28 protein-coding genes are annotated in these 25,281 nt (G+C 69.6%); 12 read left to right on the top strand and 16 right to left on the bottom strand.

Going from position 1 to position 25,281, the window contains the following annotated elements; genetic code table 11:
• Nucleotides 1-30: 30 nt before the first annotated feature.
• From AVW09_RS17670 to AVW09_RS17660, 5 genes are all read right to left on the bottom strand, one after another.
• A complete protein-coding gene (locus AVW09_RS17670; protein ID WP_156496023.1) occupies nucleotides 31-417 on the bottom strand; it encodes a hypothetical protein in 387 nt (128 codons plus the stop codon).
• A 284-nt stretch (nucleotides 418-701) separates the two neighbouring features.
• Complete coding sequence (locus AVW09_RS08355) at nucleotides 702-1,073, bottom strand: hypothetical protein (RefSeq protein WP_063257617.1); 372 nt, start codon at nucleotides 1,071-1,073, stop codon at nucleotides 702-704.
• Complete coding sequence (locus tag AVW09_RS08350) at nucleotides 1,073-1,681, bottom strand: hypothetical protein (protein WP_063257616.1); 609 nt, start codon at nucleotides 1,679-1,681, stop codon at nucleotides 1,073-1,075. The genes AVW09_RS08355 and AVW09_RS08350 overlap by 1 nt, the downstream gene beginning before the upstream one ends.
• Complete coding sequence (locus AVW09_RS17665; protein ID WP_156496022.1) at nucleotides 1,678-2,187, bottom strand: hypothetical protein; 510 nt, start codon at nucleotides 2,185-2,187, stop codon at nucleotides 1,678-1,680. The genes AVW09_RS08350 and AVW09_RS17665 overlap by 4 nt, the downstream gene beginning before the upstream one ends.
• A 97-nt stretch (nucleotides 2,188-2,284) precedes the next feature.
• Nucleotides 2,285-2,632 (bottom strand): hypothetical protein, encoded by a 348-nt coding sequence (locus AVW09_RS17660; protein ID WP_156496021.1) that lies wholly within the window; start codon nucleotides 2,630-2,632, stop codon nucleotides 2,285-2,287.
• 825 nt (nucleotides 2,633-3,457) lie between these two features.
• On the opposite strand from AVW09_RS17660, the gene AVW09_RS08335 reads away from it, so the two are divergent.
• A complete protein-coding gene (locus tag AVW09_RS08335) occupies nucleotides 3,458-3,961 on the top strand; it encodes a hypothetical protein (RefSeq protein WP_063257613.1) in 504 nt (167 codons plus the stop codon).
• A 220-nt stretch (nucleotides 3,962-4,181) separates the two neighbouring features.
• Nucleotides 4,182-4,577, top strand: a complete 396-nt coding sequence (locus AVW09_RS08325; protein WP_156496020.1) for a hypothetical protein — start codon at nucleotides 4,182-4,184, stop codon at nucleotides 4,575-4,577.
• Nucleotides 4,578-4,628: 51 nt separating this feature from the next.
• On the opposite strand, the gene AVW09_RS08320 is transcribed toward AVW09_RS08325, so the two are convergent.
• The gene (locus AVW09_RS08320; RefSeq protein ID WP_063257611.1) at nucleotides 4,629-4,991 is read right to left on the bottom strand and encodes an A1S_2505 family phage non-structural protein; all 363 of its coding nucleotides are present in this window, start codon (nucleotides 4,989-4,991) and stop codon (nucleotides 4,629-4,631) included.
• A gap of 64 nt (nucleotides 4,992-5,055) precedes the next feature.
• On the opposite strand from AVW09_RS08320, the gene AVW09_RS08315 reads away from it, so the two are divergent.
• From AVW09_RS08315 to AVW09_RS08305, 3 genes are all read left to right on the top strand, one after another.
• Nucleotides 5,056-6,012 (top strand): arsenic resistance protein, encoded by a 957-nt coding sequence (locus tag AVW09_RS08315; protein ID WP_063257610.1) that lies wholly within the window; start codon nucleotides 5,056-5,058, stop codon nucleotides 6,010-6,012.
• 115 nt (nucleotides 6,013-6,127) lie between these two features.
• Complete coding sequence (locus AVW09_RS08310) at nucleotides 6,128-6,952, top strand: hypothetical protein (protein ID WP_156496019.1); 825 nt, start codon at nucleotides 6,128-6,130, stop codon at nucleotides 6,950-6,952.
• Nucleotides 6,949-7,716 carry a hypothetical protein gene (locus tag AVW09_RS08305; protein ID WP_063257608.1) on the top strand — a complete coding sequence of 256 codons (768 nt, stop codon included), beginning with the start codon at nucleotides 6,949-6,951 and terminating at the stop codon, nucleotides 7,714-7,716. The genes AVW09_RS08310 and AVW09_RS08305 overlap by 4 nt, the downstream gene beginning before the upstream one ends.
• Here the strand turns inward: AVW09_RS08305 and AVW09_RS08300 are convergent.
• Nucleotides 7,686-8,264, bottom strand: a complete 579-nt coding sequence (locus AVW09_RS08300) for a gamma carbonic anhydrase family protein (RefSeq protein WP_063257607.1) — start codon at nucleotides 8,262-8,264, stop codon at nucleotides 7,686-7,688. The genes AVW09_RS08305 and AVW09_RS08300 overlap by 31 nt on opposite strands.
• Before the next feature lie 150 nt (nucleotides 8,265-8,414).
• Here AVW09_RS08300 and AVW09_RS08295 point away from each other — a divergent pair, with 150 nt between their 5' ends.
• Entirely contained in the window at nucleotides 8,415-8,900 is a 486-nt protein-coding gene (locus AVW09_RS08295; protein WP_063257606.1) for a Dps family protein, read from the top strand.
• Between the two features lie 147 nt (nucleotides 8,901-9,047).
• Here the strand turns inward: AVW09_RS08295 and AVW09_RS08290 are convergent, their stop codons facing one another.
• The 5 genes from AVW09_RS08290 to AVW09_RS08270 form a co-directional block, all read right to left on the bottom strand.
• A complete protein-coding gene (locus tag AVW09_RS08290; RefSeq protein WP_063257605.1) occupies nucleotides 9,048-10,547 on the bottom strand; it encodes an amidohydrolase in 1,500 nt (499 codons plus the stop codon).
• Entirely contained in the window at nucleotides 10,544-11,179 is a 636-nt protein-coding gene (locus AVW09_RS08285; RefSeq protein WP_197462585.1) for an FMN-binding negative transcriptional regulator, read from the bottom strand. Before AVW09_RS08285 ends, AVW09_RS08290 begins: the two co-directional genes overlap by 4 nt.
• Before the next feature lie 18 nt (nucleotides 11,180-11,197).
• A complete protein-coding gene (locus tag AVW09_RS08280) occupies nucleotides 11,198-12,187 on the bottom strand; it encodes an Fpg/Nei family DNA glycosylase (RefSeq protein ID WP_063257603.1) in 990 nt (329 codons plus the stop codon).
• On the bottom strand, nucleotides 12,187-12,729 hold the full coding sequence (locus AVW09_RS08275) for a ribose-5-phosphate isomerase (RefSeq protein WP_063257602.1): 543 nt from the start codon (nucleotides 12,727-12,729) through the stop codon (nucleotides 12,187-12,189). The genes AVW09_RS08280 and AVW09_RS08275 overlap by 1 nt, the downstream gene beginning before the upstream one ends.
• A gap of 88 nt (nucleotides 12,730-12,817) precedes the next feature.
• Nucleotides 12,818-14,005 carry a ferrochelatase gene (locus AVW09_RS08270; RefSeq protein ID WP_063257601.1) on the bottom strand — a complete coding sequence of 396 codons (1,188 nt, stop codon included), beginning with the start codon at nucleotides 14,003-14,005 and terminating at the stop codon, nucleotides 12,818-12,820.
• Between the two features lie 126 nt (nucleotides 14,006-14,131).
• On the opposite strand from AVW09_RS08270, the gene pepN reads away from it, so the two are divergent.
• The 5 genes from pepN to AVW09_RS08245 all read left to right on the top strand — a co-directional run bounded on the left by pepN (nucleotide 14,132) and on the right by AVW09_RS08245 (nucleotide 20,341).
• On the top strand, nucleotides 14,132-16,681 hold the full coding sequence (pepN, locus tag AVW09_RS08265) for an aminopeptidase N (protein ID WP_063257600.1): 2,550 nt from the start codon (nucleotides 14,132-14,134) through the stop codon (nucleotides 16,679-16,681).
• Nucleotides 16,682-16,803: 122 nt separating this feature from the next.
• Entirely contained in the window at nucleotides 16,804-17,715 is a 912-nt protein-coding gene (locus tag AVW09_RS08260; RefSeq protein ID WP_063257599.1) for an ABC transporter ATP-binding protein, read from the top strand.
• The gene (locus AVW09_RS08255; RefSeq protein WP_063257598.1) at nucleotides 17,712-18,500 is read left to right on the top strand and encodes an ABC transporter permease; all 789 of its coding nucleotides are present in this window, start codon (nucleotides 17,712-17,714) and stop codon (nucleotides 18,498-18,500) included. The genes AVW09_RS08260 and AVW09_RS08255 overlap by 4 nt, the downstream gene beginning before the upstream one ends.
• Before the next feature lie 69 nt (nucleotides 18,501-18,569).
• Nucleotides 18,570-19,895 (top strand): mechanosensitive ion channel family protein, encoded by a 1,326-nt coding sequence (locus tag AVW09_RS08250; protein WP_231901794.1) that lies wholly within the window; start codon nucleotides 18,570-18,572, stop codon nucleotides 19,893-19,895.
• Nucleotides 19,892-20,341, top strand: a complete 450-nt coding sequence (locus AVW09_RS08245; protein WP_197462584.1) for a globin — start codon at nucleotides 19,892-19,894, stop codon at nucleotides 20,339-20,341. The genes AVW09_RS08250 and AVW09_RS08245 overlap by 4 nt, the downstream gene beginning before the upstream one ends.
• 45 nt (nucleotides 20,342-20,386) lie before the next feature.
• Here the strand turns inward: AVW09_RS08245 and AVW09_RS08240 are convergent, their stop codons facing one another.
• Nucleotides 20,387-21,250 carry a hypothetical protein gene (locus AVW09_RS08240; RefSeq protein WP_063257597.1) on the bottom strand — a complete coding sequence of 288 codons (864 nt, stop codon included), beginning with the start codon at nucleotides 21,248-21,250 and terminating at the stop codon, nucleotides 20,387-20,389.
• Between the two features lie 168 nt (nucleotides 21,251-21,418).
• The gene (locus tag AVW09_RS08235; RefSeq protein ID WP_063257596.1) at nucleotides 21,419-22,087 is read right to left on the bottom strand and encodes a hypothetical protein; all 669 of its coding nucleotides are present in this window, start codon (nucleotides 22,085-22,087) and stop codon (nucleotides 21,419-21,421) included.
• Between the two features lie 51 nt (nucleotides 22,088-22,138).
• On the opposite strand from AVW09_RS08235, the gene AVW09_RS08230 reads away from it, so the two are divergent.
• Nucleotides 22,139-23,029: an acyl-CoA thioesterase gene (locus AVW09_RS08230; protein WP_231901793.1), complete on the top strand. Its 891-nt coding sequence runs from the start codon at nucleotides 22,139-22,141 to the stop codon at nucleotides 23,027-23,029.
• A 23-nt stretch (nucleotides 23,030-23,052) separates the two neighbouring features.
• Here AVW09_RS08230 and AVW09_RS08225 read toward each other — a convergent pair whose 3' ends face one another.
• Nucleotides 23,053-23,580 carry an acyl-CoA thioesterase gene (locus tag AVW09_RS08225; RefSeq protein WP_063257595.1) on the bottom strand — a complete coding sequence of 176 codons (528 nt, stop codon included), beginning with the start codon at nucleotides 23,578-23,580 and terminating at the stop codon, nucleotides 23,053-23,055.
• Entirely contained in the window at nucleotides 23,573-25,252 is a 1,680-nt protein-coding gene (ettA, locus tag AVW09_RS08220; protein WP_063257594.1) for an energy-dependent translational throttle protein EttA, read from the bottom strand. Before ettA ends, AVW09_RS08225 begins: the two co-directional genes overlap by 8 nt.
• Between the last annotated feature and the right edge of the window lie 29 nt (nucleotides 25,253-25,281).

Genomic DNA, 25,281 nt, shown 5'->3' with positions numbered 1-25,281 from the left:
GGGAAGTGGGATGCGCATAGAGGTGTCCTCTTATTTCTGAAAGTGAGTGAGGCGGATGCGGTCTGCCAGCTCGCGATCCACGTCGAGCTGACGGATGCCCTGGGCGGTAGCGACGAAGACAAAGATGGCGCCGCGATAGAAGCAGTAGATGGCGTCGGGACCGGGCGCCAGCTCGACGCCTGCGGGCAGTCCGTGGCGCCGCCCGCCAAGGCGGAGCACGACCGAATCGCCGGTCAATCGGGGCGGGATCAGCTCGGCGTGATGACGGGCGAGTGCGCGCTGCTGCTGGAGCGGCCGGTAAGCCGTCCCGTCGGTGCCACCCAGACTCACCAGGTGACCTGGGAGTGCGGCGGGGCTGTGCGGTTGCACGCCGCTCGTCCGGTGTGGGCCGATCTTGCTTGCGCTGCGGCTGGCCATATTGGGTGTCCTGTCTCATCGTCGGGTGCCCCGGCCCTCGCGGCGGTCTGATCTTTGTCCGGATCTGTGCTTGTGCGAGGGCCGGGGGTTCTGGCTCCAGCCGGTCACGTGACCCGCGACGGAAGCGTGACCGGCTGGAGGGTTAGGGGTCCTCTCCCGGGCCGGTGCGTGAAGTGCCCTTCACGAGTGACCCGGGAGAGGGGTGCCCGTGCGGTCCCGTGGGCGACCAGACCCCCGCACGAGCGTCCAGCGCGGGCCGAGTAGCAGCGCGGGAAGTCATCGCGTTAGGGCGGCGGGGTGGCGCGAACGAGTCGGGCGAAGTCGGCGAGGGACACGAGCACGTAGGCATCGGCGATCGGGCGCTCTGCCCTCCACTGGAGCACCGCCGCGACGGATGTGCCGTTGATGTCGGCGGCTCGGCGCGCGGCGTCCAGATCGCCGCTGAGGCGGTGGCGCAGGCGGCTCGTCACGGCCAGGTGCACACCGGGGATCCCCTCAACGTCGGGCGCGAGCATGTCGTCCGCGAGGGCGTCGCTGAGCCGGGCATGGTGGCGCTTGGCACTCACGTCGAAACCCTCCGCACGGAGATAGCCCACCGTCAGCTCCCGCACGGCGTGGTGCACCGACGGGTTCGCGTTCCCGATCGCCGCGGGCATCATCGACCCCCAGCGCGGGCGGCGAGCCGGTCGGCCTGCTCTGCGGCGGCCTGGATGCTCGGATTTGGCGCGGCGTTCAGCGTCACGGACGTCACAGGCGCGTCACCGAAGCGACGCTGAACCTCAGCGAGCGCCGCTGCCCGCTCGTCGGCGGTCGGCTGAGCATGGGCGTCCGCGCGTGCACGCTCACGCGCGATTGACCACTCGGGGCTGCCCGGCGTCCAAGCCTCCATGCCCTCAGGCGCGGGGCCTGGGGCAAGGTACACGCGTCCCCAGCGCCGGAGCTGCGCCGCCTCATCGTGGACAGTCGCTGTCCAGCCCGGTTCACCGCGGCGGTTCACAGCGGCCGCAATCATCTGCTCATCGGCGGTGTACGTCTCGCCGCGCCGGGTAATGATTGCGGGCAGAGTCGACCACGGCTCGGAGCTACGGCCGATCGTGAGGCCGTCGGCGAGTGCGTGGAAGGTCTCGCCGGGTACGAGCACCCGCGGGGCGTCCTCCTCTGCGTTCGAGGGCGCCCCAGCCTGCTTGGCCCGCTGTGCGGCGAGTGCCTCGCGTGCCTGGCGGAGTCGGCGCTGGCCGGTCGTCTCGGTCGTGGTGTCGCTCATGCGTGTACCTCTTTCGTTTCCGGGATCTCGGGGCGAAGATTGGCCGCCAGATCGTGCAGTCCCTCTGCTTCCAGCTCATTGGCGACGAGCGCGGCCAGCTCTGGAGAGTGCTTCAGTGCGCGATCGACGGCACGAGCCACCTGTGCCTCTCGGGCACGGTCAGCGGCGACAGAACCGTGGTCGATCCTGAAACGGTCGGCGAGGCTATCCAGCGCCCGCGTCTCGGCGTCTCCCAGCCGCGCGCCCAGCCCGGCGTTACCGGACGCGTACGCGTTGCGTCGGGCGGCTCGGGCATCGTTCGCGATGTCGGCCAGGCGCTCCACCAGGGCGAGGGGTCGCGCGTCGGGCACGGTGACGACGGCCCGTTGCACGGTTGGGCGCAAGTGCCACTTCAGATGCCGATACAGCGCATCGCGAGAAACGCCGAATTGCTGCGATAGCTGCGATACGGATGCGCTCGCTACCAGAGCGTGGTCGATCTCGCCCAGCTCGGCGTGGGCGCACACAGTGCAACTCTTGCCATACGCGGTGTGCTCGGAGAGTGGCTGTCGAATGCCCATACCCATGATGTCGGCACGGACAGCCAAAGCGTTGCGACGTCGGTCAATCGAGCGCCCCGGCTGCGACGAGCGCGTCGAAGTCTGGCACCGGACGGCACACGCCCGTCGTCGTCCACATACGTCGGCGGTAAGCGCCCGCCTCCAGCTCGTGGGCGAGGTGGAGCGCGTCAGCGTCCCCGGCCAGCACCGCCGTCCAGAGCTGAGAGGCGGTGTCATTGCCGTCGGGGTGAATGCCGCCCTTGTCGAGGTAGTGAGTCCATGCGTGCGCGGAGCGCGTACGGGCGATGTCCTGGCCATATGAGCTGGCAGGGATGCCCAATCGGTCAGCCTCTGCGAGGTAGCGGGATCGGAGGGTTAGCGCGAACGTGTCGAAATTTTCGGCGCTCAGCACGTTTCTAAAAACGGCCAAGTGATGGGCGTGCACGTGCCAGCCGTCGGCGCTGCGAGCTACCTCCACGGCCCGCGCAGTGCCGATGATGCCCTGGCGGGCGAGCCAGCCGCCGCGGGTCGTGGCTTGGATGACAGCGAGGAGGTCGGCCCACTGCTGCCGTACGCCCGCTGAGGGCGTTGTGGCGACCGTGGCGGTCCACGAGACCAGTGTGCCGGGCTGGTGCTTTACAGCGGCGTACAGCTCGCGGCGGAATCGGCCGGATCGGGCGCCTGAGCATCGGGCGCAGAGCGCCCCGCCGCACTTGTGCCCGGCTTGGCCGCATCGCTTGATAGAGCGGCGGAGGGAGTAGAGCTGCTGAGCCTGGGTTAGTGCGTGTCGGCGCGAATCAGTAGGTCCCGTGCGTATAGTTACGGCGTCTTTGATAGTGGACAGTGCACGCACCATGGCCAGGTACTCATCCAGGCGCCGATCGGTGCGTGCGTGAGCGGCACGTTGAGCACGTGAGATGGGCACCCGTCGGAGGGTGCGGTGAGCTGGGGCCGCGAGTACGCGTGACACCGGAGATTCCTTTCGCCGCCTGCGTCCTGCAAGACGTGGGCGGCTTTCCTTTGCGGTGCTGCCCTCGACGGCTGTTGTGTTCGGTTGTGACCCCGGCGCCGACTGTAGCCCTACTACGCACGCCTGTCTATTTCGTGTTTGTACGCGCTAACCAGGGGTTTCCCTGACGCGCGTGTATGCGCCCCCACCGTCGCGTCCATACCGTTCGCGCTACCCATACACGGCGCGCCGGAGAGCACAGGCTTGCCGAGCGGTTAGCCTCGCGCCATGGCAGTAACCGAGATGACCGCCGCAGGAGCGGCGATCGAGGCGGCGCGCCTCGGGCTGATCGGGACTATCGCGGTCGGCATTCTGGCAACCCTCGGAACGCTCGCCGGGACATTACTCGCGCCCTTCCTCATTCGCCGTGCTGAAATCAAGGCGGCGGACGCTCGTCGGCGGAGGGACGAGATTACGGCGATCATCCCTGACCTAATTCGGAAGGGAACCATCGGCGCACGCCCCTCCGCGAGCCTCAACGAGCTTGCAGACTCCGTTGAAGCGCACGCCCGCTTCGCGGTGCTGCTGCGTCCCGATGAGTGGCAGATGGCGATCATCGCGGAACAGGGCTTGCTCGCGCCCCAGATGAATAACACGGGGTTGAGCGCCGCGGGTCAGGTTGCCGTGCTGCTGCCCATGTGGGCGCGCGGGGAGATCACGTCAGCCCAGGCGGCCGCAATGTTCACCAACGAGACGGGCATCGCGATCGAGCGTCGCATCGCCCCAGATTGAGCGTGCCTTGGCCGTGCCTCAGTTCAAGGCACGAGAGGCCCTAGTCTGGAGCTGGCAGGCGTCGTTCGTTTCCAGAAATAGCGCGTGATTCCGGGGAGAATGGGTGTGGGCGGGTCAGTTCGGATAAGTCTTCCAAACTGATGGTGCGGGTTCGATTCCCGTCATCCCCTCCACAGGTCCGACAGACCGGGCCGCTCCGGCCGCCCTTTAGGCTCCGGCCATGGACTCAACGAAAGTCGCAATCGCGACGTGTGTGGGCTTTGGGCTCGGCGCGGCCGTGTGCTGGCTTCTCGTGGTGCTGATCGGGACGCGCCGATTTCGCCGCACCCGCTGGCTCGGAATGCGCACGGATGCCATCACGCACTCAGCCGAGACGTGGACCGTCGCGCACGAGGCCGCCCTCTCGTGGATATCTGCGGCTGCAGTCGCGGCATCCATCGCCTCGGTCCTCGGAGGGATCAGTTGGGCTCTCGGTGCCAGCATGCAGGCGGGTGAGGGGTCGGGCCTCGTCGGACTTGCCGTCGGTGGGATCGGTGTGACTGTCAGTTTGTGGGCCGCGGTCACCGTCGGTAACCGGGCCGCCAAGGAGATCGTGAGGCGGGAAGAAGCGGGATGAGGGCGTAGCCGAGTAGCCGCCAGCGCCACGCGGGCCGGTCTGGGGGCGTCGTCAGGCCTCCCCCAGCACCGCCACGAACGACTTCGGCAGGACGACGTTCTCCCCCGCTCCCGCGAAGAAGCCGGCAACCTGCTCGGGCCGATACCCGGCGATGCCGCAGCCGACCTCGGTCACGAGGAACCGCAGCTCCGGGTGCTCCGCAGCGAACGCGAGGAACCGTCGAGCCTGCTCCTCGAACACGGCCGGCCCCGACATCGTGTCGATGCCGTAGGACTGGCCCTGGAGCCCCTCGGACTGGCCCCACACGGCACCGAAGCGGTCGAGGGCGAAACGGGCGGCGCCACCGCCGTGGGCGCCGGACCCGTTCGATCCGAAGACAAAGACCTCGCCGGGTTCGAGCTTGTCGATGTGCATGCCGCCAGGCTACGCCGGGCACCGCCGCACCGGTCGATGGGTGTGACCGCGTACCCTCGATCCGATGATCGCGTGGGCGAACCGCTGGCAGATCGCGCTGTACCTCGCGGGGATGCTCGTGGGCGGCGCGATCGGGCTCGCTGTTCCCGGAAGCGCCGCGGTCCTCGAGACTCTCGTCACTCCGGCGCTGATCCTTTTGCTCTTCGCCACGTTCCTCGCGGTGCCCTTCGCCGAGCTCGGTCGGGCGCTACGCGACCTGCGGTTCCTCGTGGCCGTCCTGATTCTGAACTTCGTCTTCGTTCCCGTGCTCGTGTTCGGCCTGTCGCGCTTCATCGCCCACGATCGCGCGCTCCTGGTCGGTGTGCTCCTCGTGCTCCTCACCCCGTGCATCGACTACGTCGTGGTGTTCACGCGGCTCGCCGGGGGCTCGGCATCCCGTCTCCTCGCCGTGTCACCGGTGCTGATGCTCGCTCAACTCGCGCTGCTCCCGGTGTTCCTCGCGGTGATGGCGGGCCCGGATCTCCTGGACTCGATCGACATCGCCCCGTTCCTCGGAGCGTTCCTCCTCTTCATCGTTCTGCCCCTGGGGTCGGCCGCGGTGACTCAGGCGCTGGGACGACGCGTGCGCTCTGCCCGAGCCGTCGAGCGGACGATGGATGCCGGCATGGTGCCGCTCCTCGCGCTCACCCTCGCCGTGATCGTCGGCGCACAGATCGACGTGGTGCGTGCGCACGCGGCCGAGCTCCTCGGGGTCGTACCGATCTACGTCGCGTTCCTCTTGGTCGCGCCCGTGCTCGGCATCCTGGTCGCCCGGATGTTCCGCCAGGACGTCCCGACCGCCCGAGCGACGGTGTTCTCGGGCTCGACGCGGAACTCCCTCGTCGTGCTGCCGCTCGCGCTCGCCCTCCCCGAACCTCTGGCTCTGGCGTCCGCTGCCGTGGTCACGCAGACGCTCGTCGAGCTCATGGGAATGGTCGCGCTGGTGAGACTGGTGCCGCGGATCCTTCCCGCACGGACATGAGGAGGCGCTCTCACCTCCGCCTCATGAAACGGACATCTCCGCGAGATATCGCTGGGTTATCGTGACCGCCGACGAAAGGGGCTTCGTGGCGGAATCATCGAAGGCGAGGCGAATCGTGGTCATCACCGTTGTGGTCGCTCTCGTGGCGATCTCCGCCACGGCCGTTCTTCTTCTGCTGCGGACAGGACCGGCGCCGTTGTCCGTGATCAACCCCTCGCTGCTGTTCGCGTCGACATCCGACGTCAAGATCGTGCTCGGAAACTCTCACGGGCAGGTCGACTGGACGCTGCGCTCGCGCTCCGGTGAGCCGATCGCCAGCGGTCAGAATCCCGGCGGCGCGAACGCCACGATCGAGCCGCCCGTTCCGTCGAACGGGTTCTACGTCGTCGATCTCTCGGACGAGCGCGACCAGCTGAGCGTCAACGTCCTGGTGAGTCCGACTCCGGCGGCCGTCGATCGCTTCTACGCCGTCGCGACGCACTGGGGGAAATCATCCTTTGCCGCGAGTACGTGGCCGCTCGACAAGACCGTTCCCCTGATCCGGGGGCTCGGGTTCCAGGAGGTGCGGGACGAAACCTCGTGGATGAGCGTGGAATCGACCCGCGGCACTTTCTCCCTGCCGCCTCACGCGCAGGATCTGCAGACGGCCGCCCAGGACAACGGCCTGAAGATGCTCTTCGTCGCGGGGTACGGAAACCCCGTCGCCTACCCCGAGGACATGAAGGAGAACCTGTCCCCGCCGACGACGCCCGAAGGCCAGCAGGGATACGTCGACTACATCAACACGGTTCTGGATGCCAATCCGCACATCGACAAGGTGGAGGTCTGGAACGAGTTCAATCGGAAGGCCCGCAACACCAGCGACTGTCAGAGCGGCGAGTGCTACGCGCAGCTCGTCAAGGTCGTCTCCCAGGGCGTGAAGGCCGGCACCCGCAGGTGAAGATCGTCGCGGGCAACACGTCGGGCACCCCGCTCGCGTGGTTCAGCGACTTCATCGATGCGGGCGGTCTGCGGTATTCCGACATGCTCTCGACCCACGGCTACGCGCGGGACCTGGATCAGACGATCGCCAACGTGACCGCTTTGGACTCCCTCGTCCGCAGCGCGAACCGGGGCGTCTCCAAGCCGATCATCGTCAGTGAGATCGGCGTCTCCAACACCACCTCGACCGCGGCCACGGGGAACATCGCCCGCGTGCCGGCCGAGGATCAGTCGGCGGGCGCGCTCGTGAAGATCTTCGTCGGACTCCGCGCTCTCCCGTCGGTCGCCCAGACGGTCTGGTACGACGGTGTCGACGACGGCACGCGGCAGGACGAGACCGAGGACAACTTCGGTCTCTACCGACAACCGACCGATACCGTGAACGCCTTCCAGCCCAAGCAGAGCGCGGCGGCCGCGGGGTACCTGCTGAACCAGTTGAGCGGGTACACGTTCCAAACCCGCCAGTCGCTCGGTCCGGACGTGTGGATGTACACGTTCCGTGATTCGAGCGGCGCGCAGCGCCGCGTCCTGTGGCGGGACGCCCCCTACGCGGATTCGACCACCGGCCCGACGACCGTGACGGTGAAGACTCGCGCGGGCTATCGCACGTCCGCGTCGTCGATCACGGGAGAGACGCTGGTGCCGAATCTGGAGCCGGGCTCGGCGAAGATCTCGGTCGGCACCGAACCGATCTACCTCGACGAGGTCCCCGCGGGCTCCTGACGGGAATCGTCACCGTGATGGATCGCCCCGGAGTGCTGCTCCGAGCGTTCGAGGTACGTTCGCGCGTTGCGGAGGATCCCCTCCCGCTCCTCCGGCGTCAGGGCCCGGCGCACCTTCGCGGGAACGCCCGCGACGAGGGAGCCCTCCGGAAGCACCGTGCCCTCGAGCACCACCGCTCCCCCGGCGACGAGGCATCCGGGTCCGATCTGCGCGCCCGACAGCACGACGCTGCCCATGCCGATCAGCGAACCGTCGCCGACCGTGCACCCGTGCACCACGGCATTGTGCCCCACCGAGACGTCGGCGCCGATCGTGACCGGACGGCCCCTGTCGACGTGCACCGAGACGTTGTCCTGCAGGTTGCTGCGCGGTCCCAGCACGATCGCGGCGCTGTCGCCCCGGACGACGGCGTTGTACCAGACGCTGGACCCCTCGCTCAGGGTGACCGCTCCGATCACGCGAGCCCCGGATGCCAGGAACGCCGTCTCGTGCACCTCCGGCGTCGCATCGGGGAGGGCGAGGACCGTGGCATCCGGTGAGATCGTCATGGGGCGAGACTATCGCGCGGGATGCTTCGGACTGAGGTGAGGATTGCCTTCCTACCAGGGATTTAGCCGAGCCTCATCTTGCTTGCGGAATGTTCCGGCGTGAGTAGCGTTGCTGTCATCACGACTTCGGTACAACACTCAGGAGATCTCATGAGCACCGTTCAGACGCCCGCCGCCACCACCGTCGACTCGACCATGGCCTCCAGCACCGCGCAGTTCCTCTCGCCCATCGTCCTCGGTCTCGAGGCCCTCGTCGTCAACGGCAAGCAGGCCCACTGGCACGTCCGTGGCGCGAACTTCATCGGCGTGCACGAACTGCTCGACACCGTCGTCGCCCACGCTCAGGACTGGGCCGACCTCGCCGCCGAGCGCATCGTCGCTCTCGGCCTCCCGATCGACTCGCGCCTCTCGACCGTCGCCGCGAAGGCGAAGGAGACCGCGGTTCCCGCCGGCTTCGCGCAGTCCGACGTCGTCATCCGGGCCGTGATCGCCGACATCGACGCCGTGCTCGTCGACATCCAGACCGCCATCGACGGCCTCGACGAGACCGACCTGTCGAGCCAGGACGTCGCGATCGAGATCAAGCGCGGCCTCGACAAGGACCGCTGGTTCCTTTTCGCGCACCTCGCGGCCTGAGGTCTCTTCCGGAGGGGGCAACGCTTCGGCGTCGCCCCCTTCGTCGTCGCGTGAGGGGTCAGTTTCTGTCGCTTTGGGAGCCCGGAAGCGACAGAAATTGACCCCTCACGCGCGATGGCGCTGGGCACGGCGCGGACGCGCAGGGTTTCAGGACATGTGGGTGACGCGGCCGGCGAGCAGCGTCGTCCGCACGGGCATCGCGCGCAGGGCGCGCTCGTCGGCGGTGCGCGGATCGGCATCCACGATCACGAGGTCCGCGCGGGCGCCCGGTGCGATCTCGGCCGGGGCCGTCGAACCTCCGGCGGTGGATGCCGCGATCGCGGTGTCGATGTCGACCCGCTGGTGCGGCTGCCACGCGTCACGGCCATCGCGGGTGCGAAACACCGCGGACGCGATCGCGGCCCACGGGTCGAGCGGCGCCACGGGAGCGTCGGACCCGAAGCGGAGGTTCGCGCCGCTGTCGGCCAGGGCCCGCAGCGGGTAGGGCTGCGCGGACTGCTCGGCCCAGATGGCATCCGTCATGTCGCGATCGTCGAGCGCGTGCTCGGGCTGCACGCTCGCGGAGACCCCCAGCCGCGCGAACCGGGGGATGTCGGCGTGCGCGACGAGTTGTGCGTGCTCGATCGTGCCGACCGCACCGGTGAGGGCGTAGGCGTCGAGGGCGTGAGCGTTCGCGACGTCGCCGATCGCGTGGATCGCGCATTCGAGACCCGCCGCGGTCGCCCGCGTCATGAGGTCGACGAGGTCGTCCGGGGGGATGGTCAGCAACCCGTGGTTGTCGACCTCGCCCGGGTAGTGATGTGCGCACGCGGCGGTGCGCGTGCCGAGCGAGCCGTCCGTGATGGCCTTCAGCGGACCCACCCGCACGAAACCGTCGCGCGAACCGCGAACGGGCTCCCCCGTCCGCAGGCCCTCGGCAATCGCGCGGTCCAGGTCCTGCGGGTACGTGCCGTACGACACCCGCAGCGTGTCGAAACCGCGGGCGGCGCGCCGCTGCCACGGCCCGTCGTTCCACGTCATGTCGAGGTCGACAAGGCCGACGAGCCCGCGTGCCGCGGCGGCGTGGGCCATCCGTTCGACGGCGCGATCCCCCATCTCCGGGTCGACCGCGTTCAGCCGCCGCGAGATCTCGAACGCGTCCTCTTCGCGCAGAACACCGGATGCCGGCGACTCGAAGCCCTCGCGACGGAAGGCGGCGGAGTTCATCCAGACGCTGTGCACATCGGCGTTGACGAGGTAGGTCGGGACCTCGCCGGTCGTGGCATCCAGGAGCTCGAGCGTCGGCTCGTCGGGCCAGAGTCCGTCGCGGAAGCCGACGCCGATACGACGGTCGTCGTCGCCCGTCGGGATGGCGGACATCATCGCGGCGGCTTCGCGCGCCGACCCGGCGCCGCCGAGCGCGACGCGATCGGCCGTGAGGGCCCACTGCACGACGTGCACGTGGTGGTCCCACAGCCCGGGGAGCAGCCACCCGCCGTCGCCGTCGACGACCACGCCGCGCGGACGCAGGTTGCCCGTCGGTGCGATGTCGACGATGCGGCCGCCCGAGAGGACGAGGTCGACGGGCTCGTCGGGCGTCGGGAGGAACTCCCGACCGGGGCCGGCGACCCGGACGGCGCGCACGAACGCCGCGGTCTCGCCGATCATGCGCGTCCCGCCCGACGGCGCGCGTCGGCGGCGCGCTGCATCTCGGCGGCGAGAGCCGGGTTGGCGTCGGGTCCGTCCGCGAGACCCTCGATGATCGTGTCGACGACCTCGGCCGGACGGTTCTGGCTCAGCTTTCGCTTGCCCACCACGCGGCTCGGGGTCAGCCGGAAACCGACGGTTCCCGCCGCCAGCCGGTCGACGAACGCGGCGTCGTTCGGCGCGCGGTACAGGCCGCGACCGTCCTCGCCCTCGAAACGCTCCACCAGTCGGTCGAGCACGCGCAGGTTCTCCTCGGGCGTGAGGATCTCCGGGATGCCACTGAGGTGCGCGGACACGAAGTTCCAGGTCGGCACCGCGGGGCCGTCGCCGTACCAGCGCGGCGTGATGTATCCGTGCGGTCCCTGCACGACGACGAGCAGCTCGCGTTTACCGAGATCGAGGATCGCGTCGTCGGGCTTGCCGACGTGCCCCACGATCGTGAGGTCGTCACGGTCGTCGTCGAGCAGGACGGCGTAGTGGGAGGCCACCAGGCCGTCCGCTCCCGCTGAGACCAGCGTGACCCACGGGTGATGCTCGATGAGGCGCCGGATCTCTCCGACGTCGGTCATCGCGAAACTGGGATTCTGCCGCACCGGATCAGCCTAGATCGCTCACGCCTGGCACCTCGGGCACCAGTACAGCTTGCGCCCCGCCGCTTCTTCGACGAGCACCGTCGTACCGCACACCCGGCACGGCAGACCGGCGCGGTGGTACACCCAGTGGCGGTCGTCGCGATGGGCCATCGCGCGTCGGTACGCCTCGGAATCGAGGTCGTCCATCGTCATCATCTGCCCGGTCTCGACGCCGATCGCGAGCAGCCCCACCCAGTCGCGCCACATCGCGCGGACCGTCTCCCCCGGCACGTCACGACCCGGTGTGTGCGGGTTCTGCCGCGCGCGGAAGAGGATCTCAGCCCGGTAGACGTTGCCGATGCCGCTGACGACCGCCTGGTCCATGAGCAGCAGCCCGATCGCGGTGGGCTTGCGCCGCACGGTCGCGACGAAGCGCTCCTCGCCCTCGGCGACATCGTCGACGAGCGGGTCGGGGCCGAGCTTGGCGATCGTCGCCGCGACCTCGTCGGGCGTCTGCAGCGCGCACGCGGTCGGCCCGCGCAGGTCGGCGCACGTGGTCTCGGTCAGCAGGCGCAGCCGCACCGCACCGACGACGGGCGGCGGCCACTCGGTCTGCTCCTCGAGCCCGGTCGTCTGCTCCGACATGCGTACGCGAGCGCGCCGCGGAGCGCCGATCGAGCTGAGGGAGTTCTCGCCGGCGGCATCCAGGATCGGCTCGTCGAGAACCGTCCCGCGCTGGTTCGTGTGCCCCATGCGTCCGTTGGCCGAGGCGATGGTCGCGTCGATCGCGACCTCGCCCGCGAAGTCCCACGCGCCGTACATGCCGAGGTGCACCCGCAGCCACACGTCGGGATCGAACCGCAGGAACATCTGCTTACCGACGGCGCGCACCTCGAGCGCCTCGCGCCCGTCGATCACCGCGGCGCCCTCGGCGAACCGGCCCTGGGGACTGGATGCCGCGACCGTGCGGCCCACGATGTTGCGGTCGAACTGCCGGGCGATGCGGTGGACGGAATGCCCTTCGGGCATCAGCCTGCCTCGGGGTCGAACGAGTCGCTCGCGTCGAGCACGTCGGGCTGCGCCACGTTCTCGCGCGGGTCGGGCAGGAGGACACCGTCCTGTTCGTAGGCGGCGAGCTGCGCGATGCGGCGGGCGTGGCGCTCTTCGCCGGAGAACGGCGTCGCGATGAAGCGGTCGATGAACGACGCGGCCTCTTCGAACGTGTGCTGACGAGCGCCGATGGCGATCACGTTCGCGTCGTTGTGCTGGCGGGCGAGTTCGGCGGTCGGGATGTTCCAGACGAGGGCGGCACGCACCCCGAGGACCTTGTTCGCCGCGATCTGCTCGCCGTTGCCCGAGCCGCCGAAGACGACGCCGAGCGTCTCGATGCCGTCGGCCTGGTCGCGCACGACGGCCTGGGCGGCGCGGATGCAGAAAGCCGGGTAGTCGTCGAGCGGGTCGTACTCGATGGGGCCGTGATCGACGACCTCGTGACCCTGCGAGGCGAGGTGGTGCTGGAGCTGGGTGGAGAACTCGAGACCGGCGTGATCGGTGCCGATGTGAATGCGCATGCGCCCATCCTAGGGACGGCCACCGACACCGCGGGCGCGAACGACGACGCCGCCCGCCCCGGCGAGGGACGAGCGGCGTCGTGGTGTCTCAGGGGCGCAGGCCCGCGGCGACGGGCTTGAATCCCGCGCGCACGTTCTCGCAGCAACCGGGGCGGCACACGTCGTACCAGGGACCGAGGTCGGTCAAGTGCGGACGTTCCGCCTTCGGTGTGCCCTTGAGGCGCTCCTCGACGAGATCGACGAGACCGGCGACGTACGCGGGATCGATGCCCGGCGTGGGCGTGCGGACGGCGCGGATGCCGGCTTCCTCCACCGCCTCCATGGCCTCGGTGTCGAGGTCCCACAGGACCTCCATGTGGTCGCTCACGAATCCGAGCGGCACGATCACGACGGCCTCGGCGCCGCGGCCGGGGAGTTCGGCGATCACGTCGTTCACGTCGGGCTCGAGCCACGGCTGCGACGCGGGGCCGGAGCGCGACTGATACACGAGCTCCCACTCGACGTCGGCGACGGCCGCGGCGACCTCGGCCATGACGAACGCGGCGACGGCCTTGTGCTGCGCCTCGTACGCGCCGCCCTCGCCGAAGTCGACGTCGCGAGGGCCGGAACGCTCCGCGTCGGCGGTCGGGATGGAGTGGGTGGAGAAGAGCACGCGGATCTTCTCGGGCGCGATGCCGTCCGCGACGTACGTCGACACGGCATCCTTCACGCCCTCGACGAAGGTCGAGACGAACCCGGGGTGGTCGAAGAACTGCCGCACCTTGTCGATGGTGACGGTCTCGCCGAGGCCGGTCGCCTCGAGCACGCGGGCGTAGTCTTCGCGGTACTGACGGCAGCTGGAGAACGAGCTGTAGGCGCTCGTCGCGATCGCGAGCAGCGTGGTGTCACCGGCCTCGGCGGCCTCGGTGACGGCCTCCTCCAGGTACGGCGACCAGTTGCGGTTGCCCCAGTACACGGGGAGGTTCAGGCCGCGGCGCGCGATCTCGGCCTCGAGCGCCGCCTTCAGCTGACGGTTGTGCTCGTTGATCGGGCTGACGCCGCCGAAGTGACGGTAGTGGTGGGCGACCTCCTCGAGGCGCTCGTCGGGGATGCCGCGCCCGCGCGTGACGTTGCGGAGGAACGGGATGACGTCGTCCTGGCCCTCCGGCCCGCCGAAGCCGGCGAGGAGGATCGCGTCGTAGGCCACCGGGGTCTCGACCCACTTGGGTCCGGATGCCGCGGCGGGAGACGCGTAAAGGACGGTCTCGGGGGTGGTGTCCGTGTCGGTCGTGCTCACCCCGACATCCTCCCACCTGAGCGATCAGCCCGGCCGTGGGGTATCTCGACACTAGGCTTATACGGTTGTCGTCGGCGCCAGCAGTGCCATCCGCGACGATCCACCCACATCCTCGGGAGAACGCCAGTGCCAGGAGAGAACCTCACCCGCATCGAAGCGCAGGAGCGCCGCGCGATCGTCGACACGCACGACTACGACGTGCGCCTCGACCTCACCCGCGGCGACGAGGTCTTCGGTTCCGTGACGACCGTCCGCTTCGCCGCCACCGAGGGGGCGTCGACCTTCATCGACCTCATCGCGCGCACGGTCAACGCCGTGACGCTCAACGGACGGACCCTCGACCCCGCCGAGGTCTTCGCCGACTCGCGCATCGCGCTCGACGGACTGGCGGCGGAGAACGAGCTCGTCGTCGACGCCGACTGCGAGTACACCAACACCGGTGAGGGTCTGCACCGCTTCGTCGACCCCGTCGACGGCGAGGTCTACCTCTACACGCAGTTCGAGGTCCCGGATTCGCGCCGCGTCTTCACGGTGTTCGAGCAGCCCGACCTCAAGGCCGCGTTCACTTTCACCGTGACGGCCCCGGCGGCGTGGAAGGTCGTCTCCAACTCCCCCACGCCCGAACCGCGCGAGGTGGGCGACGGCGTGGCCGAGTGGGCGTTCCCGGCCACGCCCCGCATCTCGTCGTATATCACGGCCCTCATCGCCGGCCCGTACGAGTCGACGTTCTCCGAGCTGACGAGCGCCGACGGCCGCGTCATCCCGCTCGGCGTGTACGCCCGCAAGAGCCTGTGGCAGTACCTGGATGCCGATTACGTCTTCGACAAGACGCGTCAGGGCTTCGCGTACTTCGAGGAGAAGTTCGGCTTCCCCTACCCCTTCGCCAAGTACGACCAGCTCTTCGTGCCCGAGTTCAACGCGGGCGCGATGGAGAACGCGGGAGCCGTGACGTTCACCGAGACGTACGTCTTCCGCAGCAAGGTCACGGATGCCGTGAAGGAACGTCGCGTCGTGACGATCCTCCACGAGCTCGCGCACATGTGGTTCGGCGACCTCGTGACCATGAAGTGGTGGAACGACCTGTGGCTCAACGAGTCGTTCGCCGAGTGGGCCTCGACGATCGCGACCGCCGAGGCCACCGAGTGGGAGGCCGCCTGGACGACCTTCAACGCGATGGAGAAGACCTGGGCGTACCGCCAGGACCAGCTCCCCTCGACCCACCCGGTCGTCGCGGAGATCAACGACCTCGAGGACGTGCAGGTCAACTTCGACGGCATCACGTACGCCAAGGGCGGCTCGGTCCTCAAGCAGCTCGCCGCGTGGGTGGGCATCGAGCAGTTCTTCGCCGGCGTCGGCGCCTATTTCCAGAAGCACCAGTGGTCGAACACCGAGGTGGGCGACCTGCTCGCCGAGCTCGAGACCACGAGTGGCCGCGACCTGGGCGACTGGGCCAAGAAGTGGCTCGAGACCGCGGGCGTGAACACGCTCTCGCCGCTCATCGAGCAGGACGACCACGGGTCGCTCACGCGTTTCGCGATCGTGCAGACCGCGCCGTCGGACTACCCCACGATCCGTCCGCACCGCCTCGGCGTCGGCTTCTACTCGCTCGACAAGTCCGGCCGCCTCGAGCGCGTGCACCGCATCGAGCTCGACGTCGACGGCGACCGCACCGAGGTGCCGCAGCTGCGTGGCATCCGTCGTCCGGATCTCGTGCTGCTCAACGACGACGACCTCGCGTACGCGAAGATCCGCCTCGACGAGCGTTCGCTCGCCACCGCCATCGCGCACCTCAAGGACATCGCCGACCCGCTGGCGCGCTCGCTCGTCTGGGGTGCGGCGTGGGACCAGACCCGGGATGCCGAGGCCTCGGCGACCGACTACATCGACCTGGTGCTGCGGAACATCGGTTCCGAGACCGAGTCGACGACCGTCCGCACGACTCTCGCACAGCTCCAGCTCGCGGCCAACAGCTACGTCGCTCCGGCGACCCGCGCGGCCGCGCGCGAGCGCGTCGCGGACGGTCTGTGGGAGCTCGCCCAGGCGGCCGAGGCCGGCAGCGACAGCCAGTTGCAGTTCGTCACGGCGTTCGCCTCGGCCGCCGCGACCCCCGCGCACGTCGAGACCGTCCGGGCGCTGCGCGACGGCGAGACGGTGCTCGACGGACTCGAGATCGACACCGACCTGTCGTGGCAGCTGCTCGTGGCCCTCGCCGCCGGCGGCGCGGTCACCGCGGCCGACATCGACGCGGCCCGCGAGGCCGACAACACGGCGAAGGGCGGGGAGTTCGCGGCACAGGCCAAGGCCGCGCTGCCGACCGTCGAGGCGAAGCAGGAGGCGTGGAGCTCGCTCATCGACCGCGCCGACGCGCCCAACACGATCGTGCGCTCGGCGGCGCTCGGGTTCACGCACCCGGCGACGGTCGACGTCCTCGCGGAGTTCGTCGGACCGTACTTCGACATGCTGCTCCCCATCTGGGAGAGCCGCAGCTACCAGATCGCGCAGTACCTGATCGTGGGGCTCTACCCGGCAGCTCTCGCGAACACGCAGCTGCGGGATGCCACCCGCGCGTGGCTCTCCGCGCACAAGGACGCGGCCCCCGCGCTCCGTCGCCTGGTGAGCGAGAACCTCGCCGGTGTCGAGCGCGCACTCGCGGTGCAGGAGCGCGACGCGCAGTAACGCCCACGCCCTCCACGTACGCCCTCTCCCGCTCCGGTGGGAGGGGGCGTACGTCTGGAGATGTACACGGATCACTCCCCCGGCGGACGCGCGGGGCGGGGTGCGCTTCCTAGCGTGGAAGCATGATCGTCGCAGAGCACCTCACCAAGAGATACGGCACGCGCACCGCGGTGTCCGACGTCTCGTTCACCGTCCCGCCGGGCCGTGTCACGGGCTTCCTCGGCCCCAACGGCGCCGGCAAGTCCACGACGATGCGCATGATCGTCGGCCTCGACCGCCCGACGTCGGGCAGCGTCACCGTCAACGGAACCCCCTACGACCGTCTCCGCGCCCCGCTCACCGAGGTGGGCGTGCTCCTGGATGCCAAGGCCGTGCACACCGGCCGAAGCGCGCGGAACCATCTCCGCGTCATGGCGGCGACGCACGGTATCGGCCGACGCCGTGTCGACGAGGTCATCGAACTCGCAGGCATCGCCTCCGTCGCGGACAAGCGCGCCGGTGGCTTCTCGCTCGGCATGGGCCAGCGGCTCGGGATCGCGGCCGCGCTCCTCGGCGACCCGCACACGCTCATCCTCGACGAGCCGGTGAACGGTCTCGACCCTGAGGGCGTGCGCTGGGTGCGCGAGTTCGTCCGGCACATCGCGGCCGAAGGGCGCACGGTGCTGCTGTCGAGCCACCTCATGAGCGAGATGGCGCAGACCGCCGACCACGTCATCGTGCTCGGTCGGGGCTCGGTGCTCGCCGACGCGCCGCTCCCCGACCTCGTGCGCTCGTGGACGACCGAGGCCGTGTTCGTCCGCTCCCCCGAGCTCTCCCGCCTCGTCGAGGTGATGAGCGACGCCGGCGCGACGGCGACCCTCGTGGAGACGGGCCTCGCGAGTCTCCGCGGGGTCTCCGCGGCCGAGATCGGTGATGTCGCCGCGCGCCATGGCATCCCTCTCCACGAACTGACCCCGCGCAGCGGCTCGCTCGAGGACGCCTACCTCGCGCTCACTGAAGACGCGATCGAGTACAAGACGAAGGAACTCGCATGACCGCCCTCACCGCGCCCCGGCGCACGACCTTCACGGAGACCTCGGTCGGACCGACCTTCCTCCGGACTCTCCGCAGCGAGCTGCTGAAGCTGACGACACTCCGCTCGACGTGGTGGTCGCTCGCGATCGCGGCCGTTCTCTCGGTGGGCATCTCGTGGCTCTACGTGTCGGCCTCGGACGGCGGGTACGCGATCTCCGGCGTCGTCGCGTCGGCCCAGTTCACGATGCTCGTGGCCGGCATCCTGGGCGCGATCGCCGTCACCGGCGAGTACGCCACCGGAATGATCCGCTCGACCCTGACCGCGACCCCTCGGCGCGCGCAGGTCGTTCTGGCGAAGAGCCTCGCCGTCGCGCTCGTCGTGGGCGCCGCGACCGCCGTCAGCTACCTCGTCTGCCTCGCCGTGACGGTGCCGATCTCGACCGCCGCCATCTCGTGGTCCGACCCGGCTCAGGCGCTGCTCCCGCTGCTCTTCGGCGTCGTCTCGATGATCGCCTACGCGCTCATCGGCATGGGCTTCGGTCTTCTCATCCGCAACGGCGCCGGGGCGATCGCCGCGACCGTCGGGGTGCTCTTCGTGGCGCCGATCGCCTTCACCCTCTTCGCACTCGGCGGTCCGTCGTGGCAGTGGGTCGTCGACCTCGGCCGCTACCTGCCGGTCGCCGCCGGCGGCGACCTGACCGCGATTCCGACGGGCGACGTGCTCGTGCCCGCGCTCACGCTCGCCGCGTGGGTGGTGGTGCTCGTGGGCGCCGGGATCGTCGTGCTGCGCCGCCGCGACGCCTGACCCCCAGGAGAATGACGGATGCCTCGATGCCCAGGCGGCACCGAGGCATCCGTCGTTAGCATGAAGGGGATGACCGTTCTCGCCAGCGCTCCCGATCCCACGCCGACTCCGACGCCTCCTGTCGATCTGAAATCGCTCACCGACCCGTCCGCGTGGGCGTGGATCGGTGAGCAACTGCTCGGCTTCGGCGGTGTGATCCTGCGGATCCTCGGGATCATCGTGGGTGTCGTCGTCGCGGCGTGGATCCTGCGCGTGATCATCCGCCGGGTCGTCGACCGCATCGTGAACGGGGCGAAGAAGAACGCCCGCGTCGACGACACGCAGGCGCTGGACCGGTCGCCGCTCGCGGCGGTCCGGCTCGTGCAGCGCACGCGCACCCTCGGCACGATCCTGCAGAACATCGTCAACGTCGTGCTCGTGATCGTCGCGCTCGTGTGGATCGCCGGGATCGTCGCCCCGAACGCCCTGGCATCCCTCACCTTGCTGACGGCCGCGGTCGGTGCCGGACTCGGCTTCGGTGCGCAGAACATCGTCAAGGACGTGCTGAACGGCATCTTCATCGTGGCGGAGGATCAGATCGGGATCGGCGACGTCGTCGACCTGGGTCTTGCCACCGGCATCGTGGAGTTCGTGAGCGTCCGCATCACGCACGTCCGCGACGTCAACGGCACGCTCTGGTACGTCCGCAACGGCGAGATCACGCGCATCGGCAACATGTCCCAGGGATGGGCCCGGGTCATCATCGACCTGGCCGTGCCGGTGGATGCCGACATCGACGAGGTCGAGAAGGCCATGCTCGGCGCCGCGAAGGCCCTGGCCAAGGAGCAGAAGTGGCGTTCGCGCATCATCGAGCAGCCCGAGATCTGGGGCCTCGAGTCGATCAGCGGCGACGCCCTCGTCATCCGCCTCGTCATGAAGACGCGGTCCAGTTCGAAGGATGACGTCGCGCGCGAGCTGCGCGTGCGGCTGAAGCGCGCGATGGACGATCTCGGGCTGACGCTCCCGCAGCTCAACTCGATCATTCTGACCGGGGCCGAGGGAGCGCAGAGCGTGCGCGGAGCGCACCCGCCGAAGACGAAGCCCACACCGGTGGCCACCGCGCCCGAGCGCCCCGTTTGGCGTCCGCGACGGAAGAAGCTCGCGGTCTCCGACACGGTGTTGGACGCGGATGCCGTTGCGGCCGAGATCGCGGCGGAGAAGGCCCGGCCGAAGAAGACCAAGGCGGCCGAGCCTCCGGTCGACGCCGTGAAGAAGCCTGCTGCCGCGTCCGAGGACGGCGACGCCGTGAAGAAGCCCACTCCGCCGGCGACGCCCGCGCCGTCCGCCGAGGGCGACGTCACGCAGAAGCCCACTCCCCCCGCGGTGCGGGCCGACGATGACGGAGCATCCGCGTGAGCGAGCCGATCAGCTTCTACGAACAGGTCGGCGGGATGGACACCTTCCGTCGACTGGTCGACGCCTTCTATCGCGGGGTTGCGGAGGACGAGGTCCTGAAGCCCATGTATCCCGAGGAAGACCTGGGTCCCGCGGCCGAGCGGCTCACGCTCTTCCTCGCGCAGTACTGGGGCGGACCGACGACCTACAGCGAGAACCGCGGGCACCCGCGCCTGCGCATGCGGCACAATCCCTTCCACGTCGACCCCGACGCGCGGGACCGGTGGCTCCGGCATATGCGCGCGGCGGTGGACGAGATCGCCCTTCCGCCCGCGCTTGAAGCTCCGCTGTGGGACTACCTCGAGCGCGCCGCCCACGCGATGGTCAACACGTTCGAGCCGCGCGGCATCGGCCCGACCTCCGACGGGCGCACCGGAACCGGTCTGCCGATCCGCTCCGCGGACTGAGCGCGGTCGCGGCCCGCGGTCGCGGGCCGAACGTGCGTCCCCGGGTCAGCGCCCCAAGAAGTCACCCAGCCCGGGAAAGCGAAGACCGCCAAGACGGTCACCGACCCCGCTGATCTGTTCGCCGACGCCGGAGATCGCCTCGCCGGCACCCCCGCCGAGGTCCCCCAGGCTCTCCAGGGGGACGCCGGTGGCGAGGGACTCCAGGTCGAGGCCCGATGCGAGGGCGTCGAGGTCGACACCCTCCGCGATACCCGCGAAGTCCACCCCCGCAGCGGCGGCGTGCTCGAGGAGCGGGACCGCGACGGCGCTCATCGCCGCGCCCTCCGCGACGACGGCGATCAGAGCGGCGGCACCCCCGGCACCGGCCGTGATGGCGCCCGCACCGCCGGCGCGCGCGAGGAGGCTACGCATACGCCCGGGGCGATGGGCCTCGGCACGTCCGGCGGCGCGCGCGAGATCGTCTGGGGAGTCCGAGTGCGGCCGCTCGTGAGTGGCGAGGTCGGCATCCATCCGCGCCCGGACGTGGGAGCGCTGCGCCGGCGTCAGGCGTGCGAATGCCTCGCGATGCAGCTGTTCCACCTGTTCGGGAGAGGCTGTGCGAAGGAGATAGTCGTAGCGGGCGATGGCGTCGCGGTCCGCGGCCGTGAGCGGCCCCCGCCCCGCAGCCGCGCGCGGGTGCGCGGCGGGGTTCCGCCCCGACGACGAGGCGGAGGACGCCCGCCCCGTGGGCGCGGGGGCTGCGGGTGACGTGCTCCGCGCGGTGCGGTCGTCCCCCGTCACCGCATCCATGGCCTGCCGGGCGAGGTCACGCCAGTCGTGGCCGCCGGCGGACGACCGGGAGGAACGGGCGGACGCGGCCTTGTCGACGGCACGAGACGCAAGATCGAACAGACGGGAGAACGAAGCCATGAGGGCACCCTTCGACGGGCGGCGCAGAGCCGCGACGTCAAGGTCTCTTCCGTTCCGAGGAACCGACGGGCCCGGACCCCACCCTGGGATCGTGATGACGGAACCGCCGCGAAGGAATACTCCCCTTGCATCCACGACGTTACCGACGTCGCCTCGGAGAGTGCTGAGTCAGCGCCCCGTGCTCCGGACGGCGGTGAGGCCCGATCGCACGGGTCCTCGCACGAGGACGTGTCCGCGCTTCAGCGTCACCCGTGTCCAGACACCGCTCGTGCGCACCGCTGCCTCCTCGGCTCCGGCGATGAACCCCAGCGCGTAGGCGGCGAAGGCCGTCCCGAGCGGGATGCCGCCGAGAGCCTCGTCGGGCTGCCCCCAGATCTGCGCGCGCACCGTGCGCACCACGTCCTCCCCCGGGTCCGCCGGAAGTGCGTCGGCGACGGCGGCGATCCCGTACTGCGCGCGCGCGGCGAGCACCGCACTGTCGATGGCGCCGGACTCCGCCCAGCCGCCGCGCGGCGGGGACACCCCGGCCCACGCAGGTGCGCTCGCGATGTCGGGCAGCACGATCGCCGAGGCATCGTCCGGGGCGATAGAGAGAGCGGATGCCTCGACCACCAGGTCGCACTGCAGCTCCGGGTCGACGGCCGAAACGCGGAGGCCGAGCACCGTGGGGGTGGCATCCAGGAGTCCGCGGGGAGCGAGCGGAGCCGCCGTGGTCACGAGGACTCCGCCGTCGGCGCGGAGGCGCACCGAACCGTCGCCGAGGCGAACGGCTCGGGAGGAGAAGGTGAGCAGGTCGGCTGCCGCCTGCGGATCGGGGAACAACAGGCGCGCGGACACCCGCCCTAAACTATCAAGCGACGCAGAACTCTGCGCGGAACGGGAGTGAGCGTGACCGACGCCAACGACCCCGTGGCTTCTCTGCTCGCGGTGCTCGACCTCCGCGACGCGGGCGCACGGACGACCGAGGACATCTTCACCGGGGTCTCGCAGCCGATGCCGTCGGGGCGCGTGTACGGCGGGCAGGTGCTCGCGCAGTCGATCGTCGCGGCTTCGCGCACGCTCCCGCCCGAGCGCACCGTGCACTCGATGCACGGCTACTTCCTGCGGCCCGGCGACCCCGACGCGGGCATCACGTTCTCCGTCGACCGGATCCACGACGGGCGGTCGTTCTCGACGCGGCGCACGCAGGCGTTCCAGGCGGGCGTGCCGATCTTCTCGATGATCGCGTCGTTCCAGGACGAGGGTCCGGGGCTCGAGCACGCCGAGCCCATGCCCGATGGCATCCCGCTCCCGGAGGACCTTCCGCCGTTCGACGAGGAACGCCTGCACCCCGTCAGCCGGAAGCTGTTCTCGGAGCGACCCGTCGACGTGCTGCACGTGCCGTCGCCCGTGTACACGTCGGTGGAAGGTCCGCACGTGCCGCGCCAGGCCGTGTGGATGCGCACACGGCGCGAGCTGCCCGACGACCCGGCGGTGCACCGCGCCGCGCTGGCGTACCTGAGCGACCTCACGATCCAGGAGACGATCCTGCGCCGACACGGCGTGCCGTGGAGCACGCCCGGCCTGCGGGTCGCGAGCCTCGATCACGCGATGTGGTGGCACCGGCCGGGGCGCGTCGACGACTGGCTGCTGTACGTGCAGGAGTCGCCGAACGCCCGCGGCGGCCGCGGACTCTCGACCGGGCGGATCTACACGCGCGACGGCGTGCTCCTCGCCAGCGTGGCGCAGGAGATCATGGTGCGGGTGCCGGGCGGGGAGAGCCCAGGGGTGCGGCCTTAGCGGCCAGGAGCCGGGTTGCGGCCTTAGCGGCCGCGGCGGCGGTATTCGATCGGGTCGTCGATGTATGGTCCCCAGGCGGCGCGCTCGGTCTCGCTCCAGCGGATCGGGCGGCCGCTGGCGGTGTCGACGAGGACGACGACCGCCGTGGCGCGCGCATAGAGCACGGGCTCCTTGTCGCCGAGGGGGCTGAAGACCTCGAAGCAGATGTCGGCGCTGGAGCCGCCCATCGCGCCGATCCACAGCCGCACGTCGAGGGGACGCTGGCTGTACGGAACGGGGCGGAGGTACTCGATCTCCTGCCGCGCGATGAGCGTCGCGCGCTCTCCCCCGCTCTCCAGCACGCTCATGTCGAACACGGCGGTCGGGAGGGCGTCTCCATCCTCGTCGCCGCGCCAGAACGCGCGGAGCCGCGCCTCTTCGAGGAGCTTGAGCATCGAGGTGTTGTTGACGTGCCCGAGCGCGTCCAGGTCTCCCCACCGCAGGTGGATGGGGATGTGCAGCCGCGCGGGCCCGGCCGGAGCCGAGCCCGCGGGCGACGTCGCGTCAGTCACGCGTGAGCTTGCGGTAGGTCGAGCGCGACGGGTTGGCCGCGTCGGCGCCGAGGCGCTCGATCTTGTTCGCCTCGTAGGCCTCGAAATTGCCCTCGAACCAGTGCCACTGGTCGGGGTGCTCTTCCGTGCCCTCGTAGGCGAGGATGTGCGTCGCGATGCGGTCGAGGAACCACCGGTCGTGCGTGATGACCACGGCGCAGCCGGGGAACTCCAGAAGCGCGTTCTCGAGCGAGCTGAGCGTCTCGACGTCGAGGTCGTTGGTCGGCTCGTCGAGGAGGAGCAGGTTGCCGCCCTCCTTGAGGGTGAGGGCGAGGTTCAGGCGGTTGCGCTCACCACCGGAGAGCACGCCCGCCTTCTTCTGCTGGTCGGGACCCTTGAAGCCGAACTTCGACACGTAGGCGCGCGAGGGAATCTCGGTCTTGCCGACCGTGATGATGTCGAGTCCGTCGGACACGACCTCCCACAGCGTCTTCTCGGGATCGATGTTGGCGCGGGACTGGTCGACGTAGCTGATCTTGACCGTCTCACCCATCTTCAGCGTTCCACCGTCGAGGGGCTCGAGGCCGACGATCGTCTTGAAGAGCGTGGTCTTTCCGACACCGTTCGGACCGATGACGCCGACGATGCCGTTCGGGGGCAGGTTGAAGCTCAGGTTGCTGATGAGCGACCGGTCGCCGAACCGCTTCTCGAGCTTCTTGGCGTCGATGACGATGCTGCCCAGGCGCGGACCCGCGGGGATCTGGATCTCGTCGAAGTCGAGCTTCCGCGTGCGCTCCGCCTCGGCGGCCATCTCCTCGTAGCGGGCGAGACGCGCCTTGGACTTGACCTGGCGGCCCTTCGCGTTGGAGCGGACCCACTCGAGCTCTTCCTTGAGGCGCTTCTGGAGCTTGGCGTCCTTTTTGCCCTGGACGTCGAGACGCTGCGCCTTCTTCTCGAGGTAGGTCGAGTAGTTGCCCTCGTACGGGTACAGGTGACCGCGGTCGACCTCGGCGATCCACTCCGCGACGTTGTCGAGGAAGTACCGATCGTGGGTGATCGCGATGACGGCGCCCTTGTACGCCTTGAGGTGCTGCTCGAGCCAGAGCACGCTCTCGGCGTCGAGGTGGTTGGTGGGCTCGTCGAGCAGGAGCAGGTCGGGCTTCTGCAGCAGGAGCTTCGCCAGCGCCACGCGACGACGCTCACCACCCGAGAGCGGGACGACGCTGGCATCGGCGGGCGGCGTGCGCAGCGCGTCCATCGCCTGCTCGAGCTGAGAGTCGAGATCCCAGCCGTCGGCGGCGTCGATCTCTTCCTGCAGCGTGCCCATCTCGGCCAGCAGCGCATCGAAGTCGGCGTCGGGGTCGGCCATGAGGGCCGAGATCTCGTTGAAGCGGTCGAGTTTCGGCTTGATCGCGACGCCGTCCTGGATGTTCTCCAGGACCGTCTTGTTCTCGTCGAGCTCGGGCTCCTGCATGAGGATGCCGACGGTGAAGCCAGGGCTCAGGCGCGCCTCGCCGTTGGAGGGGGTGTCGAGCCCCGCCATGATCTTGAGGATCGTCGACTTACCGGCACCGTTCGGTCCGACCATGCCGATCTTGGCACCCGGCAGGAACGACATCGTGACGTCGTCGAGGATGAGCTTGTCGCCCACGGCCTTGCGGGCGCGGACCATGGAGTAGATGTATTCGGCCATCGAGGACGTACCACCTTCGATCGGGGATG

Source organism: Microbacterium sp. T32 (genome assembly GCF_001619615.1).
Taxonomy (GTDB): domain Bacteria; phylum Actinomycetota; class Actinomycetes; order Actinomycetales; family Microbacteriaceae; genus Microbacterium.
The sequence above is the reverse complement of the archived record's forward strand: the minus strand, read 5'-3'. Positions and strand labels throughout refer to the sequence as shown.